The organism is Janthinobacterium sp. GW460-12-1-14-LB5 (genome assembly GCF_059423585.1).
Genome location: NZ_JBWKYD010000011.1, coordinates 85,413 through 102,980, shown reverse-complemented (window position 1 = coordinate 102,980; position 17,568 = coordinate 85,413). Strand labels below are relative to the sequence as shown.

Here is a 17,568-nt window from a genome sequence, read left to right as displayed (position 1 = left end):
TATCATGCATCAGCGCCGCGTGGTGGACGCGGCCCTCACCATGGAATCATGACTATGCAAAGCAGCAAATACTACGGTTTCGCCGGCGCGCTGGCGCTGTTGTGCGGCGTGGCGCAGGCCGCCTCCGCGCCTTCCTCTGTTTCACCCGCTGCTCCTTCCGCCGCGCTGGCCGCGCGCCTGGCCGATTTCGACGGCTGGGCGGCCCGGCGCATGGCCATGCAGCGCATGCCGGGCGTGACCGTCGGGTTCAGCCAGGGCGACGTGGAATGGGTAAAAGGCTATGGCTATGCGGACCTGGAAAACCGCGTGCCGGCCACTGTCCGGTCCAGCTACCGGCTGGCGTCCGTCACCAAGCCCATGACGGCGGTGGCCATTTTGCAACTGGCCGAGCAGGGCAAGATCGACCTCGATGCGCCCGTGCAAACCTATGTGCCGTACTTCCCCGTCAAACCGTTTACTGTCACGGTGCGCCAGTTGCTGGGCCACCTGGGCGGCATCGACGCCTACCGCAACAGCCAGGCGGAGCAGCATTTCAAGGAGCACAAGGATACGCGCCAGTCCATCGCCGTCTTCGAGCAGTTCGACCTGGTGGCCGAACCGGGCACGCGCTTCCGCTACACCAGCTATGGCTACAACTTGCTGGGCGCCGTCATCGAGGGCGCCTCGGGCGAAAGCTATGGCGGCTACATGCGGCGCCACGTGTGGGGGCCGCTGGGCATGGACGCCACCGTGCTGGACGACCCGGACGCCGTGATCGCCCACCGCGTGCGCGGCTACCGGCTGGCCGGCACGGCGTTGAAGAATTCGGAATTCGTCGACATCAGCAGCCGCTTTTCCGCCGGCGGCACGCGCGCCAGCGTGCCCGACATGCTGGCCTTCGGCCGGGGCGTGCATGAAGGCAAGATTCTGTCGGCGGCCAGCGTGGCGGCCATGGTGCAGCCGATGGCCACGCGCGCGGGCCGCTTGACGCACTACGGCATGGGCTGGGAAATCCTGCCGACGGGCGGGCGCTACGCCATTGCGCACAGCGGCCAGCAGCCGGAAACCGTGACCTATCTGTACAGCTTTCCCTCGCGCAAGCTCACTCTTGCCGTCGCGTCCAATCTCGAGCGCGTCAATCCGGAAGCCTTCGTGCAGCGCCTGTTCGAGGTGGTCACGGGCGAACCGTGGCAGCTGAACACGTATATCGCCGATGCGGGCGCGCAGCGCGCTTACCAGGTGGCGCAAGGCCTGTTCGAGGAAGGCAGGGCGTATGCCGAGCGCACGGATCAAGCGTATGCGGATGCGGCGGCCACGCGGGCAGCCTTTGCGCAAATCAACCAACAAGCGCTGGCGCCGGACGCCACGGCCGCGCGCGCCTTCATCGAAACGGCCCGCCATCCCGCGGGCGGGCGCGTGTTTCTCACGGCCGGCGCCAGCATGGCCGGGGCATTGCGCGAATCGGGCGCCGACCTGAATACCTATTCGCGCGGCGGCGCGCTGGCGTTTGCGCGCGACTATATTCTGTTGTCGCAAGGCAAAGCGTCCGGCACCTTGCCCCGTTTCGATCCCGCCTTCGAGCAAGCCATCGTGGCCCTGGCCGCCAGCTGGGACCGCACGGCCGCCATCGCCTGGCCGCAGGCCCCCGTATCCATCGCCGCACTCGACGGCCAGCTGCGCGCAGCCTTCCGCAGCCAGCGCGCCTATCCCGATTTCGTGCCCGAGCTGCTTGAGCTGGCGCAAGCGTCGGCCGCGCGCGGCGAAGCGGAGGCGGCGCTGGCGGCCGGCCGCCTGGCCGTGGAACTGTATCCGCTCAGCGACGGCGCGCATGCGCTGCACGGCTTGACCTTGCTGCGCGCCGGCAAGACAGAACCGGCCCTTGCCGCCCTGCGCGTGTCGCTGGCCCGCGACACGCTGGGAGCGGCCAGCCCGGCGGCGCTGAACCTGGAAGCGTATCGCCTGAAAGGCAGCGGCGCCGTGGCGCAAGGCATGGCCGTGCTGCAGGCGGCCGTCAGCCTGCATCCGCAGAACGCGAACCTGCACGACAGTCTGGCCGAGTTTTATGTGGAGCAAGGCTTGCGCCCGCAGGCCGTCGAGGCTTACCGCCAGGCATTGCAGCTCGACCCCCGCTATCCGGGCGCCGTGGGGGCCAGGGCGGCGATCCTGCGCCTGGGCGGCGAGACGAAGGCGCTGGCGCCTTAGCTGAGGTCTTCACTGATGCCTTAGATGAATTCTTCATAAGCAAGGCTGAAAAGATTCCTTTTTGGAAATAAGGACGCTGCGGTCTAATGGCGGCATTCGTTATCCACCAGAGGAATCCCATGCAGACCCGTCTTCATTTCGCCGCCCTGTTATTCACCAGCATCGCCTTCACCCAGGTGGCGCAAGCGGACCAGTTGGCCGCCATCAAGGCGAAGGGCGAGCTGGTCTGCGGCACCCTGGGCACGGATGAGCCGAACAGTTTCATCGACGCCAGGTCGCGCCAGCTGGTCGGCTATGAAGTGGACCTGTGCCGCGCCATCGCCCAGGGCCTGGGCGTCAAACCGGTGATCAAACAGCTGGCCGTGGCAGCCCGCATTCCCGAATTGCAGCAGGGCCGCATCGATATCCTGACGGCATCCTTGACGCACAACAAGGAACGCGAAGCGCTCGTCGATTTCTCGCTGTCCACGTTCTACACGGGCCAGCGCGTGCTGGTCAAAAAGAGCAGCAATATCACGACGGTCGCGGGTCTGGCCGGCAAGAAAGTGCTGACCGTCAAGGGCGGCACGCAGGAACCGAATATCCGCAAGGCCGTGCCCGGCGTGGAGGTGGTGACGTTCGAGACGGCGGGCCAGGCCTATCTCGGCTTGCAGCAAGGCAAGGGTGTCGGCTATGTCGACGATGAAGTCTCGCTGCTGAATAATTACGCCAAGCTGGGCGCCGCGCAAAAGGACTATATTGTGCTGCCGCAAAACATCAGCGAGGAAGTGTTTGCCTTCGGTATCCGCAAAGGCGAGAAGGGCGTGAAAACGGCCGTCGACCAGGTGCTGCGCGGGCTGGAAAAGTCGGGCGAGGCGGAAAAACTGTTTTTCAAATGGTATGGCCCCACGAGCAACGTCAAGTTTCAAAAACGCACATTCAAGATCGAATCGGACAAGATCGACGCCTGAACCTTGCCTGACGCTTCCGCATGTTTGATCTGAACTTTTTGCTGGCCGGCGACTACCGCGACTGGTTGCTCTCCGGCTTGCTGCTGTCCTTGCAACTGATGGGCATTACCTTGCTGCTGGCCCTGCCGCTGGCGTGCGGCGTGGCCATGCTGCGCCTCGCCCCGTCGCGCCTGCTCAATGGGCTGGGCGCCGCGTATGTCGAGCTGATCCGCAACGTACCGTTGCTGGCCCATTTCCTGTTCTGGTATTTCGGCGCGCCCGAACTCTTGCCCGACTCTTGGAAGGAGCGCTTGTATGCCGGCAATATTGAAGCCGTCAGCGCCGTCACGGCCCTGACTTTATATACGGCCGCCTACATGGCGGAAGACATCCGCAGCGGCATCCGCGCCATTCCCGCCCAGCAATTCGAGGCGGGCCGGGCGCTGGGCTTCAGTTTTCTCGCCACCATGCGCCTGTGCATCGTGCCGCAGGCGCTGCGCCTGGCCGCGCCGCCGCTGCTGTCGCAAACCCTGACCCTGTGGCAAAACACCAGCATCGCCACCGTCATCGGCGTAGCCGAGCTGATGTACCAGACGCAGCGCGTGGAAGCGGCCTCGTTCCGCAGCGTCGAGGCCTTCGTCTTCGCCAGCGCGGCCTACCTGGCCGTCTCGCTGCTGATCGCGGGCCTGGCGGCCTTGCTGCAAAGGAAGGTGTCCTGATGCTGGAACTGCTGCACGATTACTGGCTGTATTTTCTCGTCGGTCGCTATCCCGAGGGGCCGCTGGGCGGCCTGGCGCTGACGGTCGTGCTGGCCAGCCAGGCGCTGGTGCTGAGCCTGCCCTTCGGCTTGCTGCTGGGCCTGGCGCGCCTGAGTCCCTGGCGCCTGCTGCGCTGGCCCGTCGCCGCGCTGATCCACGTGGTGCGCGGCATCCCCTTGCTGCTGGTCATCTTCTGGGCGTATTTCTTCCTGCCCAGCATCACGGGGCATGAAAGCGGGCAATTCGGCACCATGCTGGCCGCCCTCGTCATTTTCGACGGCATTTATCTGGCGGAAATCGTGCGCGCCGGCGTGCAAGCCGTGCCGCGCGGGCAGGTGGAGGCGGCCCGCTCGCTGGGCTTGAACTACCTGGACAGCATGCGCCAGGTGGTGCTGCCGCAGGCGCTGCGCCACATGCTGCCCTCGCTGGTGAACCAGTTCGTCTCGACCATCAAGGAAACCTCGCTCGGTTACATCATCGGCCTGGCCGAAGTGTCGTTCATCGCTTCGCAAGTGAACGGCCTGGTGCTGACGAAGCCCGTGCAAGTGTATTTTTTGCTGGGCATGACGTATTTTGTTTTGTGTTTCAGCCTGTCGCGCGCCGCCTTCTGGCTCGAGCGGCGCCAGGCGCGTCTCCTGAAAGCGGCTAGATGATTACCTTTGACAACGTCAACAAATACTATGGCGAGTATCACGCCTTGCGCGAGATCAATGAACACGTGGCCAAGGGCGAGGTACTGGTCGTGTGCGGGCCGTCCGGCTCCGGCAAGTCGACCCTGATCCGCACCATCAACCGCCTGGAGCCGATCGCTTCGGGCCGCATCGCGGTGGCGGGCCAGGATATCCACGCGCCGGGGCTGGACGTGAACGCCTTCCGTTCGCATATCGGTTTTGTGTTCCAGCAATTCAACCTGTTTCCCCATTTATCGGTGCTGGACAATTGCGCGCTGGCGCCGCAGCGCTTGCGCGGCCTGAGCCGCAAGGAAGCGGAAGAGCGGGCGCTGGCCCTGCTGGAACGGGTGGGCCTCGCGCACAAGGCGCACGCCATGCCGGCGGCCCTGTCGGGCGGCCAGCAGCAGCGCGTGGCGATTGCCCGCGCGCTGGCCATGCAGCCGCCGCTGATGCTGTTCGACGAGCCGACCAGCGCGCTGGACCCGGAAATGGTGGGCGAGGTGCTGCAAGTGATGCGCGACCTGGCGCAGGGCGGCATGACCATGGTGTGCGTCACCCACGAGATGGGCTTTGCCCGCGAAGTGGCGGACCGCGTCTGGTTCATGGACCACGGGCAAGTGCTGGAGCGGGCCACGCCCGAGGAATTCTTTGCGCGGCCGCAACATGCGCGCGCGCGGCAATTCCTGGCCGATATCCGCAGCCCGCTGGGCCTTCCCGCCTGAAGATTACGCGGCTGTGTGCGTAAGCGAACGGTTTGTCGGCGTTGTCCGGCGCACGCTATCGAGGCGGCGCGCGGTGCGCCAGCAGCCGACCAGGAGGCAGATCATGTCACGCATCATCGCAGGTCATTTTCAGTTGCAGGAACAGGTCGACGCCGCGCGCGCCGCCCTGAACCAGGCGGGCTTTTCCGATAGCCGCATCAGCGCGTTCTTTGTCAACCAGCCAGGGCAGCACGATCTGCACGCGCTCGGCGGCGACCGCGACATCTCGCCCGGCGCCCGGGAGACGCCCACGGGCGTGGTGGAAGGCGTGGCGGTCGGGGCCGCCGTCGGGGCGGGCATCGGCGCGGCCACCACGCTGGCGACGGGGCCGCTGGGGCCGGTGGTGGGGGCGCTGGTGGGCGCCCACGTGGGCTCGCTCTACAGTTTCAACAAGATGAAGGAGGCGGGCGAAGCCGAGAAGAACGGCGACCGGAATGGCGAAAACCGCCGCCAGCCGCGCCATCCGGGCATGCTGATCGCCGTGGCGCTGGGCGGCCTCGACGAGCGCGAACGGGCGCTCGAGGCGCTGCACCGGCTGGGTGCCGAGCATATCGAGGAAGCGGAAGGCACGATCGCCAATGGCGACTGGCTCGACTTCGACCCGCTCAGCATTCCCGTGCTGGTGGCGTGAATCGCCGCCTCTGTGGTGCAAAAGGCATAAATTCCGCGCTGCACGAAATTTAGGTATGATCCTTGTTAGTATGAGTAATTATTGGTAAACAATGCCGACAGGGATAGTTTCCGCGCGCCCGAAGTGACACTGGACCAAGGTGACTGCCCGTAGTACTTGCCTCGCATGCTAACGAGTATGGATAGGAGGGCGCGTCATGACACAGGCATGGTTCATTCTGACACGGGCCGATGGGCGCGACATCTGCGCGCCCTCGCCGGCACAGCTGGCCGATGCGCTGGCCGAGGTGTACCGGGGCGGTGCCGTCACGCCGGACGGCAGCCCGGCCGCCGTCTTGTTGCGCTTTGGCTACGACGACGGCTTGATGTATCAGGTCGAAGTCGCTAGCGGAGGCGAAGTCACTTTCGAGGAATGGTCGGACCGCGATTGCGAAATCGCCCTGGCCAGTCCGCGCCACATGTCGGCCCTGCCGCAGGACGATGCGCTGCAGCTGTGGCAGTGGCTGGCGCAGCGCCAGGTGGCGAAGATCCGCAGCCAGCCCTGGCAGGGCGGCTAGCCCTGCCGTCTTTGCAGCGCGCTAGTGCGCCATCAGCACGGGAATCGTCATGCTCTGCAGAATCGTGCGCGTGACGCCGCCGAGGATGGTTTCGCGCAGGCGCGAATGGCCATACGCTCCCATCACCAGCAAGTCGGCCGACAGGTCGGCGGCCTGCGACAGCAGCGCTTCGCCGATATCGCCGCGCCGCACGCCCCCGCCATCGAGCAAATGCAGCCGCGCTTCCACGCCGTGGCGCGCCAGGTAGTGCAGCAATTCCGCGCCCGGCTGTTCACCGTGCTCGGCCGCGTGTACCTGGGCGTCGAAGATGGCGACGTGGACTTGCCCGGCGCGCTGCAGCAGGGGCAGGGCGGCGCTCACGGCGCGGCTCGCTTCTTTGCTGGCGTTCCAGGAAATGAGCACATTGCGCGCCGCTGCCGGCGGCGCCAGCAGGGGCAGCGGCGGCGCATACGGCACGATCAGCACGGGGCGGCCCGAATGCAGCAGCACATAGGCGGGAAAGTCGCGCATCACGGACGGCGATTTATCCTTGGCATTGTATTGGCTGATGACGACCAGGTCCGCATAGCGGGCCAGCAGGCTGATGCCGCCCGCCGCCTCGTCGTCGACGACGCGCTGTTCGTACGAGACGACGCCGGCCGCGCGCACCTGCTGTTCGAAACCGTCGAGGGCGCGCGTGGCCCGCTCGCGCAGGAAGTTCAAATGCAAGCTCAGGTTCGGGTCGGCATCGAGGTCGGGCTGGTGCTGGTACAGCAGGCGCGACACGCCCGTCAGGGCCACGCCCGTCAGGTGGCCGCCGCACGCCTGGGCGATGCTGGCCGCCGCTGCGATGCGGGCGGCGCGTCCGGCGCTGTCGTCGATGTGGAGCAATACGGTCTTGTACGTCATGGCCTGGCCTCTCGCTGTGCGGTAGTGGCCATTCTGGCACAGTCCGGGGCGGCGGCCGCGCACGACTGCGGCCGGCGCCTGCCGCTTCAGCTCATGGCGATGATGATGATGTCGGCGTCGCAGTTGCGGTAATGAATCACGATGACGATGACGCGCCGCAATTGCGCCGCTTTTTGCGCCACCTCCAGCATGGCGCGGCTGGCGCGGTTCTTCATCGTCACCTGCACTTGCGAGGCATCGCTGACGGGGATGCCCATGGCCTTCAGCGCCGCCTTCGGATTGGCCATCAGGGCCAGCGCATGCTGTGGATCGAGCTCCGCCTGATGCACCGATTCCACGTCGCTCATGCCGGGATTGATGTCGTTGAACAAGTCCCTCAATGCTTCTGTGTCGTCCTGGATTTCCATCGCGTTCTCCTTTGGATCATGCCATCAGGCAAGGATTATCTGCCTTGCCCGCCGAGGTGCCATCACCTCTCCGGTGAGTATGATTTTGATAATTTTTAGCATATGGACACAGCGCAGACGAACGCGGCAATAAGCAGACCGGGCCTTTGATCTGGCGCAATGCCCGCTTCAAAAGCGCCACCTACACTTGATCCCACGCAGAACAACCATAACAAGCGGGGAGAGACAGCAATGAAGGAACAAAAGGTAGCGTTGGTGACGGGTGGCATGGGCGGCCTGGGCACGGCCTTGTGCCGCCGGCTGCATGCGGCGGGCTTTGCCGTCGTGGCGGCGCATACGCCGGGCAACACGCGGGTGGAAAGCTGGCTCGACGAGCAGCAGGCACAGCAGTATTATTTTCATCCGCTGGCGCTCGACGTGACGGACTTTGCTGCCTGCAGCGAAGCCGTCGGCAGGGTGCTGGCGCAGTTCGGCCGCATCGACGTGCTGGTCAACAACGCCGGCATCACGCGCGACCAGAGCATGCGCAAGATGGAATTGCCGCACTGGTCCGAGGTCATGCGCACCAATCTCGACAGCCTGTTCAACATGAGCAAGCAGGTGCTGGAACCCATGCTGGCCAACCGCTGGGGCCGCATCATCAATATCTCGTCCGTGAATGGCCAGAAGGGCGCGTTTGGCCAGTGCAACTATGCGGCCGCCAAGGCGGGCGTGCATGGCTTCAGCAAGGCGCTGGCGCTGGAAGTGGCGCGCCACGGCATCACCGTCAACACGGTGTCGCCCGGCTATTTGCGCACGCAGATGGTGACGGCCGTGCCGGCCGATATCCTGGAAACGAAGATCCTGCCGCAGATTCCCCTGGGCCGCCTGGGCGAGCCGGACGAGGTGGCGGCCCTGGTGGCTTACCTGGCATCCGACGAGGCGGCGTTCGTCACGGGCGCGAACATCGCCATCAATGGCGGACAGCACATGAGTTGATCGGGCGTGCAGCTGGATATTTGAAGCAGGGCAATGGCAGTAGAGGAGACCCGTCCACCCAGCCGGCGCATAGACGCTGGCGGAGGACGGCAGGCAGCATGGTAGTCACGCTGGAAAACAGGGGGCAGGGCAGCAATGCCTTGCCCTTTGTTGTTGCGCCGCCGTGACGCTCACCTCATGGTAGCGGGCGCCGGGCTTTTTCCAGCCGCGTCTGGCAATCGATGCACAGCCGGGCTTCGGGGCGCGCGTTCAGGCGCGACAGGCCGATCGCTTCGCCGCAGTTGTCGCACAGGCCGTAGCTGCCGTCGGCAAACTTGGCCAGCGCGTGCTTGATGATGGCCAGTTGCGCCAGGTTGTGCTCGGCCGCTTCGCTGACGAGGGCGTTCAGGGTGCGCACGCTGGCATTGTCGGCCGGCGAAGCTTCGACTTCATTGAGCAGCGAGGCGCGCGCATCGGCCTCGGCCGTTTCATTCTCGATCTGTTCCAGCAACGCCAGCTTGCGTTGCTCCAGCACGCCCTGCAGGCGCTGCAACTGGTCTTGTGGCAATCCATTCATGGCTGTCCCCGATAGGCGTCTCTCCTCTATGGTAGTCCAGGATGGGCGCTTCTGCTTGCGCTACTACCCGCGCCGCGTTTGACGCGGCGCAGGCAGGCGCGGGCCGTTCTATGCTGGCTCTTTCAGGCAGTTGACCATCCAGGCCACGCCGAACTGGTCTTTCAGCATGCCGAAGCGCTTGGCCCAGAACGTTTCCTGCATCGGCATCTGGATGTTGCCGTCACGCGCCAGCGCGTCGAAGGCCCGTTCCGCCTCTTCCGGCGTGTCGACGGTCAGGCAGACCGAGCTGCCGCTCATGCCCTTGGCGCCATCTTCCTGGCAGCCGCCGTCCGAGCCCATCAGCATGGTCGGCCCCAGCTGCACGGAGCCGTGCATGATCTTGTCGTACCAGTCTTCCTTGACTTGCTCCTGGCCTGGCGTGCCCCGGTACGGCATCAGGCACAGGTTGTCGCCATGCAGGTGCTGGCGGTAATATTCCAGCGCTTGCGCGCAATTTCCATTGAATTGCAAATACGGTTCGATACGCATATTGGCCTCCTCTGGTGGTTCCGCCGGCACGATTGCCAGGCGGGGACGTCCCAGTATAGGCGTTCGCCGGCCGATTTCAATCACTCCGGCGTCATCTCTTGCAGCCGCTCACGCACCTTGCCCAGGGTGCCGAGGATGCGCTCGGGATTGCCGGCGAGGACGGCGCTGCCCAGGTGCAACAAGCTCGTCGCCAGGCTGATCCAGTGCCGCACGTCATCGTTGCGGGCGATGCGCAAACGCACCGTGTCGAGCAGGCCGCTGAGCTGGCGCTGCGCCGTTTCCAGGCCGGCCACCGTGTGCCCGGCGGCATCGGCATACAGCTGGTTGGCTTGCTGGCGCAAGGCCACTTCCAGGGCGAAGACGGCCTGTGCCTGGCTGTGGCTGATGCCGTTTTCTCCCTGGCTGGCGCGCTTGCGGATGGCGCGCATGACGGCGCCATGCAGGGTGACGGCCGCCTGCGACAGGCTGTCGGCCAGTTGCTCGACGCGCATGGCGCTGCTCAGGGCCGCTTCGCGGCGTTCGCTGCTCCTGCTTACTGATCCGTCCATCTTGCCTCCGTGGTGGTGAGGGCGGCAGCGAGCTGGGCATGGCCGCGCGCCAGTGCCGCCAGTTGCCGGCGCGCCAGGGTGTGGCGCAGGCCAAGCAGCCGGTATTCTTCGGTTTTGCTTTGTTGCATGTTTTTCGCCAGCACGGACAGCAGCCGCTGCTGCGGCGTGTCGGCATACGCGATTTCCACCTCGAGCAAGCCGAGCACCATGTCGCGCTCGTTATCTCCGCTTTTGTCGTACAGCGCCAGCAAGTTGTCGAGCGCCGCCAGCAAGGCTTGCAGCGGCGCGTCGCCATCGTGCAGCACTTGCGCCAGGTGTGCCTGCTGGCTGGCCGTCCCGCCCAGGCGCGACAGTTGCTGCAGCAATACGGTGTAGGCGCTGACGTGGCGGTCGTCGATGCCGCTGCCGGGCCAGGCGCGGATGGCGGCGCCGGCGCCGGCCAGTTCCGGCTGCACGTCATACGCATCGGCATGCGCCAGCCGGCCCAGCGCCTGCAGGTACAGGCGCACGGCCTGCGCCAGGCGCGCGACGTCCGCTTGCGCGGCGCGGCGCTGCGCATCGAGCAGGCGTTCGCGCGCGTCTTCAGCCGGCGACAGGTAGGGGCGGGCGCGCTGGTAGCTGTCCACGTGGCGCTGCGACAGTTCGTTGAAGGCAGTCAAGGCATCGGTGCCGGCTGCCAGGGCGCGCACCTGCGCCAGGTCGGTGCGCGGGCTGGCGCAGCCGCACAGCAGCACGGCCAGGCAGAGGTGCAGGCCGAGGCTATGGCAAAGCGCGCGGCGAAGGCGGGCAGGCAGGGTGGACACGTCACCTCTCGACAGGGAGTACTGTATGGAAAGGTATTGTCGTGCCGGCCAGCGCTGCCCGCCTTGTGCGGGCGCAAGCGCGCTGCGATCAGGCGCCTGTTGTGCCCGTTGTGCCCGTCAATTGCGCGCGCCAGCCCAGCCCGGCAACGGTGTCGCTGGCGGGCCGGTATTCGCAGCCGACCCAGCCCGCGTAGCCGATCTGGTCGAGCAGCTTGAACAGATGGCGGTAGTTGATTTCGCCCGTGCCCGGTTCGTGGCGGCCCGGCGTGTCGGCGATCTGGATGTGGCGGATCAGGGGCAGCAGGGCGCGGATGGTGTTGCTCAGCTCGCCTTCCATGCGCTGCATGTGATAAATATCGTATTGCAGGAAAATATTGCTGCGCTGACAGTCGGCGATGATGTCGGCCGCTTGCTGACTATGGTTCAGAAAGTAACCGGGCATGTCGTAGCGGTTGATCGGCTCGATCAGCACGTTGATGCCGTGCGGCCGGCAGGCGTCGGCCGCATGTTGCAGGTTGCCGATCAGGCTTTGCCGCGCCCGCTCCAGGCTCATGCCTGGCGGCACGATGCCGGACATGCAGTGCAGTTGTTTCGCCCCCAGCGCCAGCGCGTAATTGAGCGCCAGCTGCACATTCGTGCGGAATTCCTCGCCCCGGCGCGGATCGCAGGCGATGCCCCGCTCGCCGTGCTCCCAGTCGCCGGGCGGAAAGTTGAACACGGCCAGCTGCAAATGGTGGCGTTCCAGCCGCATGGCAATCTGGCGCGCCTCGACGGCATAGGGAAACAGGAATTCGACGGCATCGAAGCCCGCTTCCCTGGCGGCGGCAAAGCGGTCCAGGAAGGGCAGTTCGGTAAACATCATGCTGAGGTTGGCAGCGAAGTTCGGCATGGCAGCACGCAGGTGAGGAAGATGGATACTATCCTAGCCCAAATTGCCAATCAGTGGCGTGCATGAAAAAACCGTTCCAGAAACAAGTCCTGGAACGGTTTTGATTGCTGCGATACGCGCTTACAAGCGGGTATTATCGGCCGCGGCCACCAGATCTGTGATTCGCCGCCGAACGCGGCGCATTGCCGGAACGGTTGCCACCGCCACCGCCGCCGCCCGACGGGCCGGCGCTGCGTGGCTTGGCGCCGCTGCCGCCCGTTTTCACGCGCACGACGGCGCCGGCTGGCGCGCGGCTGTTGTTGCGGTGGCCGCCGGTGCCGCTGCGCAATTGCACAGGCTGGGCGCGGGCGTTCAGGTCCGGCTCGAAGCCGGGGATGACTTCGCGCGGCAGGGTTTGCTTGATCAGCTTTTCGATGTCTTTCAACATTTCGTGCTCATCCACGCAGACCAGCGACACGGCTTCGCCCTTGGCGCCGGCACGGCCCGTGCGGCCGATACGGTGCACATAGTCTTCCGGAATGTTCGGCAAGTCGTAGTTGACGACGTGCGGCAACTGGTCGATGTCGATGCCGCGCGCGGCGATGTCGGTGGCGACCAGCACTTGCAGGGTGCCATCCTTGAACTCCGACAGGGCGCGCGTGCGCGCCGACTGGCTCTTGTTGCCGTGGATGGCCAGGGCGCCGATGCCGTCCGCGCCCAGCTGCTCGACCAGTTTATTGGCGCCATGCTTGGTGCGCGTAAACACCAGCACTTGCGTCCAGTTGTTCGACTTGATCAGGTAGGACAGCATCGGGTGCTTCTTGTCGCGGTCGACGGGATGGATCTTTTGCTTGATCACTTCCACGGTCGAATTGCGGCGCGCCACTTCGATCATGGCCGGCTTGTTCAGCAAGCCGTCGGCCAGGGCCTTGATCTCTTCCGAGAACGTGGCCGAGAACAGCAGGTTCTGGCGTTTCGGCGGCAGCACGGCCAGCACTTTCTTGATGTCGCGGATGAAACCCATATCCAGCATGCGGTCGGCTTCGTCCAGGATCAGGATTTCCACCTTCGACAGGTCGACGGTGCCCTGGCCCATGTGGTCGAGCAAGCGGCCCGGCGTGGCGACGAGGATGTCGACGCCATGCTTCAATTGCTTGATTTGCGGGTTGATGCCGACGCCGCCGAAGATCACGGCCGAATTCAGCTTGGTGTACTTGCTGTAGGCGCGCACGCTTTCCTCGACCTGGGCGGCGAGTTCGCGCGTCGGGGCCAGGATCAGGGCGCGGATGGGGCGCGTCGAGGTGTTGCTGGTGATGGCAGCGCCATTCGCGTCGGTGGACAAACGGTGCAGCACGGGCAGGGTGAAGCCGGCCGTCTTGCCGGTACCGGTCTGTGCGCCGGCCAGCAAGTCGCCGCCAGCGAGCACGGCGGGAATCGCCTGCGACTGGATCGGGGTCGGCACGGTGTAGCCGTGTTCGGTAACTGCACGTACGATAGCGTCGGACAATCCGAGGGAGGAAAAGGACATGGTAACTTTATTGTGAGATCGGCCTGTCGCCATCGTGGGGCGCCAGTCGCAGGCAATCAGATTAGGGGTCGAAAGACAGCGGCAAGGGGACTGGTCATATGTGCCGCACACGCGAAGTATAACAGCATGGCAAAAAACCGCCGAGTTTGTTTAAAGTATGCAATGCCACAGGTAAAAGAAATACATGGCCAGGGCGCGCCTTTTCATGCCGTTTTTCATTATTATTGCCTGTAGCACTCCATTCGCGGGACTCAGCGCGGCGCCGGGGTGTTCACTCCCGGAGGACTATCATGCGTATTGCCGATCTTCGCATCGCCACCCGCCTGTATGGCGGTTTTGCCACCATCGTCCTGTTGCTGGCCGCCCTGGTCACCGTCGCCACGCTGAATGTCGCGCGGCTGGCCGACGCCAATGCCATCAACACCCACACCTACCTGGTACTGGCCGAAAACAGCGCCATCCTGGAAAGTCTGATCAATATGGAAACGGGCCAGCGCGGCTATGTGATCACGGGCGTGGAGGCCTCGCTGGAACCGTACCAGGCGGGTCAGGCCGCGTTCGGCGCGCATCTGGGGAAGGCGCGCGCCCTGACCAGCGACAATCCGGCCCAGCAGGAGCGCCTGGCAAAACTCGATGCCGCCAAGCAAGCCTGGCTGGCCGGCGCGCTCGAACCCGTGATCGCCATGCGGCGCGCCGTGGCGCAGGGCACGGCGGCCATCGAGCCCGTGCTGGCGCTGGAAAAGGAGGGACGGGGCAAGCAGGCCATGGATGCCATGCGGGCATTGCTGGGCGAGATCGGCCAGGCGGAAACGGCGTTGCTGGCGCAGCGCTCGGAAGCGGCGGCGGCCTTGCAGGCGCGCACGCACTGGACCTTGCTGGGAGGCGGCGCGGCGGCGCTGTTCCTGGCCGCCCTGATCGCCTGGTGGCTGGCGCGCAACATCAGCGTGCCGCTGCGCTCGGCCATCGGCGTGGCCAGGCAGGTGGCGCAGGGCGACCTGACGGTGCAGGTGGAAGTGCGTTCGAAGGATGAGACGGGCGAACTGATGCAGGCATTGAAGGACATGACGGCCAGCCTGCTGCGCATCGTCACCGAGGTGCGGGGCGGCACGCAAGCCATCGCCACGGCCTCGCGCCAGATCGCTTCGGGCAACCTCGACCTGTCGGCCCGCACGGAACAGCAGGCCAGTTCGCTGGAGGAAACGGCCTCGTCGATGGAAGAACTGACCGGCACGGTGCAGCAGAACGCGCAGAATGCCCATGAAGCCAACGGCCTGGCCGCATCGGCCTCCGCCGTGGCGGGCAAGGGCGGCAGCGTGGTGGCGCAGGTGGTCGATACCATGGGCTCGATCAACGACTCGTCGCGCAAGATCGTCGACATCATCGCCGTCATCGACGGTATCGCCTTCCAGACGAATATCCTGGCCTTGAACGCGGCCGTGGAGGCGGCCCGGGCGGGCGAGCAGGGGCGCGGCTTTGCCGTCGTCGCCACGGAAGTGCGCAACCTGGCACAACGTTCGGCTGGTGCCGCCAGGGAAATCAAGGCCCTGATCAACGACTCGGTGGCGCAGGTGGAGAGCGGCGCGCGCCTGGTCGACGAAGCGGGCCACACCATGCACGAGATCGTCGACAGCGTGCACAAAGTCAGCAGCATCGTCGGGCATATCTCGGCCGCCAGCGATGAGCAGCGGGCCGGCATCGAGCAAGTCAACCAGGCGATCAGCGAAATGGACCATGTGACCCAGCAAAACGCTTCCTTGGTGGAAGAGGCCGCCGCTGCGGCGGAAGCCATGCAGGAGCAGGCGGCGCGGCTGGCCGATGCGGTGGCCGTGTTCAGGACGGCGCAGGTGGACGCCATCGCGGCGCCGTCACCCCGGCCCGCCGTGCGCCGTCCCGTGCCGCTCAAGGCGGCGCGCGCACCTGCCCGCCTGAGTGCCAGGCCCGTGGCGCGCCATGCGCCGCAAGTTCCGGCCGGCAAACAGCGCCCGGGGGAAGATGAGTGGGACGAGTTTTAATGTCGCAGTGCATGTGACAGTTGTCGCAAAATAGCGCTTGCGTGCATGTGACTGTTGTCGCATAATTGTGTCAATAGTCACTAAAAGGATGCACCATGAGCACGCCCTCCGTCACCGAATTGTCGTTACTGAAAGCCTTGTGGAAAGACCACCCGCTGTCCGCGCGTGAATTGCACGCCAGGGTGGAAGACGAGCTGGGCTGGTCGTTTTCGTCCACGCGCAAGACGGTCGAGCGCATGCTGGACAAGGGCATGCTGCTGCAGCGCAGCGTGCATGGCGTGCTCGTGTATGAAGCGAACGTGGACAAGGTGGCTACCCTGGCCGCGTTTGCCCACGACTTTGGCCGGCGCGTGATGGAAATCGACAGTCCCTTGCCGGTCAGTATGTTTACGGGCAGCAAACTGGTGGACCAGCAGGAGCTGGCGGCGCTGGAGCAACTGCTGCAGGACTGGCCGCTCGAGGGAAAGGAATAAGCGATGCTGCTGTTTTCTCTCACGCTGTTGCAGGCCAGCGCCGCCTGTCTCATGACGGGCCCGCTGCTGTGGGCAATGCTGAGCCTGGCGCAACGGCGCTGGCCCGCGCTGGCGGCGCAGCGCAGCGTGTGGCTGGGCGCCCAGCTGGTGCTGGCCGCCGTGTTTGTGCTGCCGCTGCTGCCCGACGCGCGGCAACTGAGCGTGGTGCCCGAGGTAAGCGTGCCCGTTTTCCTGGCCGGCACGGCGCCCGGCGCGCCGCTGGCCATGGCGGCGCCGGTTGCCGGGCTGCCACCGGCTGCTTCCTGGCTGGCCCTGGTGCCGTCCGCCTGGGGCCTGATCTATCTGCTGGGCGTCGCTTGCGCCGTCTGGCGCTGGCGGCGTGGCCACGCCATGCTGCGCACCTTGCTGCAACTGGCGCGGCGCCGCCGCCTGCCTGGCATGGATGTGCTGGAAGTGGACGCGCCGATCTCGCCGATGCTGGTGGGCGTGTGGCGGCCGCGCTTGCTGTTGCCGGCGCACCTGGCGCAATTTACGCCGGAACAGCGGCAGCTGGTGATTGCCCATGAGCTGACCCATGCCCGCCGGCGCGACCCCGTGCTCCTGCTGCTGGCCAATCTGCTGCAGGCGCTGCTGTGGTTCAATCCGGCCGCGCGCTGGCTGGCCGGCCAGCTGGCTTGGGCGCAAGAGCTCGGTTGCGACCGCCAGGTTCTGGCGGGCCGCCCCGCGCGCCAGCGCCAGCAATATGCGGCCGCCCTGGTCCGGCAGCTGGGACTGCAGGCGCAGCCGCTGCCGGGGCTGGCCTTCGGCGGCGGCGGCATGGCCGAGCGCCTGCGGCGCATGCGTGACGGGCAGGGGCGCCCGCCTGCGGCCCTGCGGGTGCTGACGGCGCTGCTGCTGTGCGCGATCGGCGCGGCCAGCCTGGCGCTGCAGCCGGCATTGGCGTGGGCCGTGGCAGCCGCGCCGGCAACCATGCCCGCTGCGCCGGCAACGGCGCCAGCGCTCTGGCGCAATCCCCTCGATACCATGCGCGTGACCGGCTTCTTTGGCGTGGTGCGCCAGCTGACGCCGCGGGGGCATCGCGGCATCGATCTGGGCGCCAGGCGCGGCACGCCCGTGCATGCGGCGGCCGACGGCATCGCCAGCGTCAGCGAAGATGCGCGCCTCGGCAAGGCCGTGCGCATCGACCATGGCGGCGGCGTCGAGTCGCTGTATGCCCATCTCGACCGGGTCACGCTCACCACCGGCATGGCCGTCACGGCGGGGCAGGCCATCGGCACGGTGGGCGCCACCGGCCTGGCGACGGGACCGCATCTGCATTTCGAGGTGATCCGCAACGGGCGTTTGCAGGACCCGCAACAGTGGCTGGCCGGTCTCGATGCCAACGCCACCGCGCGCGCCCTGCGCACGCGCAAGGAGCAGTTCGGCCGTTAGTGTTACCTGGCCGCGGGTCGGGTGAGCGCGCGAGCGCACAGTTGACTCCACCACAACCCTT

The 17,568-nt window shown here is 65.9% G+C and carries 19 protein-coding genes; 11 read left to right on the top strand and 8 right to left on the bottom strand.

Annotation, left to right across the window (positions count from 1 at the left end; genetic code table 11):
* Positions 1 to 54: 54 nt before the first annotated feature.
* The 7 genes from AC07X6_RS13350 (at position 55) to AC07X6_RS13320 (ending at position 6,487) form a co-directional block, all read left to right on the top strand.
* Positions 55 to 2,181: a serine hydrolase domain-containing protein gene (locus AC07X6_RS13350; protein ID WP_494791274.1), complete on the top strand. Its 2,127-nt coding sequence runs from the start codon at positions 55 to 57 to the stop codon at positions 2,179 to 2,181.
* Positions 2,182 to 2,300: 119 nt separating this feature from the next.
* Complete coding sequence (locus AC07X6_RS13345; protein ID WP_474290302.1) at positions 2,301 to 3,131, top strand: transporter substrate-binding domain-containing protein; 831 nt, start codon at positions 2,301 to 2,303, stop codon at positions 3,129 to 3,131.
* A 20-nt stretch (positions 3,132 to 3,151) separates the two neighbouring features.
* Positions 3,152 to 3,829, top strand: coding sequence for an amino acid ABC transporter permease (locus AC07X6_RS13340; RefSeq protein WP_494791273.1), 678 nt, complete (start codon positions 3,152 to 3,154; stop codon positions 3,827 to 3,829).
* The gene (locus AC07X6_RS13335; RefSeq protein ID WP_494791272.1) at positions 3,829 to 4,521 is read left to right on the top strand and encodes an amino acid ABC transporter permease; all 693 of its coding nucleotides are present in this window, start codon (positions 3,829 to 3,831) and stop codon (positions 4,519 to 4,521) included. The genes AC07X6_RS13340 and AC07X6_RS13335 overlap by 1 nt, the downstream gene beginning before the upstream one ends.
* On the top strand, positions 4,518 to 5,261 hold the full coding sequence (locus AC07X6_RS13330) for an amino acid ABC transporter ATP-binding protein (RefSeq protein WP_494791271.1): 744 nt from the start codon (positions 4,518 to 4,520) through the stop codon (positions 5,259 to 5,261). The genes AC07X6_RS13335 and AC07X6_RS13330 overlap by 4 nt, the downstream gene beginning before the upstream one ends.
* A gap of 103 nt (positions 5,262 to 5,364) precedes the next feature.
* Positions 5,365 to 5,931: a glycine zipper domain-containing protein gene (locus AC07X6_RS13325; protein ID WP_494791270.1), complete on the top strand. Its 567-nt coding sequence runs from the start codon at positions 5,365 to 5,367 to the stop codon at positions 5,929 to 5,931.
* A 196-nt stretch (positions 5,932 to 6,127) separates the two neighbouring features.
* On the top strand, positions 6,128 to 6,487 hold the full coding sequence (locus AC07X6_RS13320) for a hypothetical protein (protein WP_070224943.1): 360 nt from the start codon (positions 6,128 to 6,130) through the stop codon (positions 6,485 to 6,487).
* A 21-nt stretch (positions 6,488 to 6,508) separates the two neighbouring features.
* Here the strand turns inward: AC07X6_RS13320 and AC07X6_RS13315 are convergent, their stop codons facing one another.
* Positions 6,509 to 7,375 carry a universal stress protein gene (locus AC07X6_RS13315; RefSeq protein WP_494791269.1) on the bottom strand — a complete coding sequence of 289 codons (867 nt, stop codon included), beginning with the start codon at positions 7,373 to 7,375 and terminating at the stop codon, positions 6,509 to 6,511.
* 86 nt (positions 7,376 to 7,461) lie between these two features.
* Positions 7,462 to 7,782 carry a hypothetical protein gene (locus AC07X6_RS13310; RefSeq protein ID WP_150130844.1) on the bottom strand — a complete coding sequence of 107 codons (321 nt, stop codon included), beginning with the start codon at positions 7,780 to 7,782 and terminating at the stop codon, positions 7,462 to 7,464.
* 231 nt (positions 7,783 to 8,013) lie between these two features.
* Between AC07X6_RS13310 and phbB the strand changes: the two genes are divergently transcribed.
* Positions 8,014 to 8,760 (top strand): acetoacetyl-CoA reductase, encoded by a 747-nt coding sequence (gene phbB, locus AC07X6_RS13305; protein ID WP_230541746.1) that lies wholly within the window; start codon positions 8,014 to 8,016, stop codon positions 8,758 to 8,760.
* A gap of 175 nt (positions 8,761 to 8,935) precedes the next feature.
* Here phbB and AC07X6_RS13300 read toward each other — a convergent pair whose 3' ends face one another.
* The 6 genes from AC07X6_RS13300 to AC07X6_RS13275 all read right to left on the bottom strand — a co-directional run bounded on the left by AC07X6_RS13300 (position 8,936) and on the right by AC07X6_RS13275 (position 13,591).
* The gene (locus tag AC07X6_RS13300; RefSeq protein WP_230541745.1) at positions 8,936 to 9,316 is read right to left on the bottom strand and encodes a TraR/DksA family transcriptional regulator; all 381 of its coding nucleotides are present in this window, start codon (positions 9,314 to 9,316) and stop codon (positions 8,936 to 8,938) included.
* Positions 9,317 to 9,424: 108 nt separating this feature from the next.
* On the bottom strand, positions 9,425 to 9,844 hold the full coding sequence (locus AC07X6_RS13295) for a VOC family protein (RefSeq protein ID WP_494791268.1): 420 nt from the start codon (positions 9,842 to 9,844) through the stop codon (positions 9,425 to 9,427).
* Between the two features lie 80 nt (positions 9,845 to 9,924).
* Positions 9,925 to 10,392, bottom strand: a complete 468-nt coding sequence (locus AC07X6_RS13290) for a hypothetical protein (RefSeq protein ID WP_230541743.1) — start codon at positions 10,390 to 10,392, stop codon at positions 9,925 to 9,927.
* Positions 10,377 to 11,195: a hypothetical protein gene (locus AC07X6_RS13285; RefSeq protein WP_494791267.1), complete on the bottom strand. Its 819-nt coding sequence runs from the start codon at positions 11,193 to 11,195 to the stop codon at positions 10,377 to 10,379. Before AC07X6_RS13285 ends, AC07X6_RS13290 begins: the two co-directional genes overlap by 16 nt.
* A gap of 88 nt (positions 11,196 to 11,283) precedes the next feature.
* Positions 11,284 to 12,084 (bottom strand): 2-oxo-tetronate isomerase, encoded by an 801-nt coding sequence (gene otnI, locus AC07X6_RS13280; RefSeq protein ID WP_230541741.1) that lies wholly within the window; start codon positions 12,082 to 12,084, stop codon positions 11,284 to 11,286.
* A gap of 133 nt (positions 12,085 to 12,217) precedes the next feature.
* On the bottom strand, positions 12,218 to 13,591 hold the full coding sequence (locus AC07X6_RS13275; protein ID WP_494791266.1) for a DEAD/DEAH box helicase: 1,374 nt from the start codon (positions 13,589 to 13,591) through the stop codon (positions 12,218 to 12,220).
* Positions 13,592 to 13,881: 290 nt separating this feature from the next.
* Between AC07X6_RS13275 and AC07X6_RS13270 the strand changes: the two genes are divergently transcribed.
* The 3 genes from AC07X6_RS13270 (at position 13,882) to AC07X6_RS13260 (ending at position 17,507) form a co-directional block, all read left to right on the top strand.
* Positions 13,882 to 15,603, top strand: a complete 1,722-nt coding sequence (locus AC07X6_RS13270; RefSeq protein WP_494791265.1) for a methyl-accepting chemotaxis protein — start codon at positions 13,882 to 13,884, stop codon at positions 15,601 to 15,603.
* Between the two features lie 95 nt (positions 15,604 to 15,698).
* On the top strand, positions 15,699 to 16,076 hold the full coding sequence (locus AC07X6_RS13265; protein WP_230541739.1) for a BlaI/MecI/CopY family transcriptional regulator: 378 nt from the start codon (positions 15,699 to 15,701) through the stop codon (positions 16,074 to 16,076).
* Between the two features lie 3 nt (positions 16,077 to 16,079).
* The gene (locus AC07X6_RS13260; protein ID WP_494791264.1) at positions 16,080 to 17,507 is read left to right on the top strand and encodes a peptidoglycan DD-metalloendopeptidase family protein; all 1,428 of its coding nucleotides are present in this window, start codon (positions 16,080 to 16,082) and stop codon (positions 17,505 to 17,507) included.
* Positions 17,508 to 17,568: the final 61 nt, after the last annotated feature.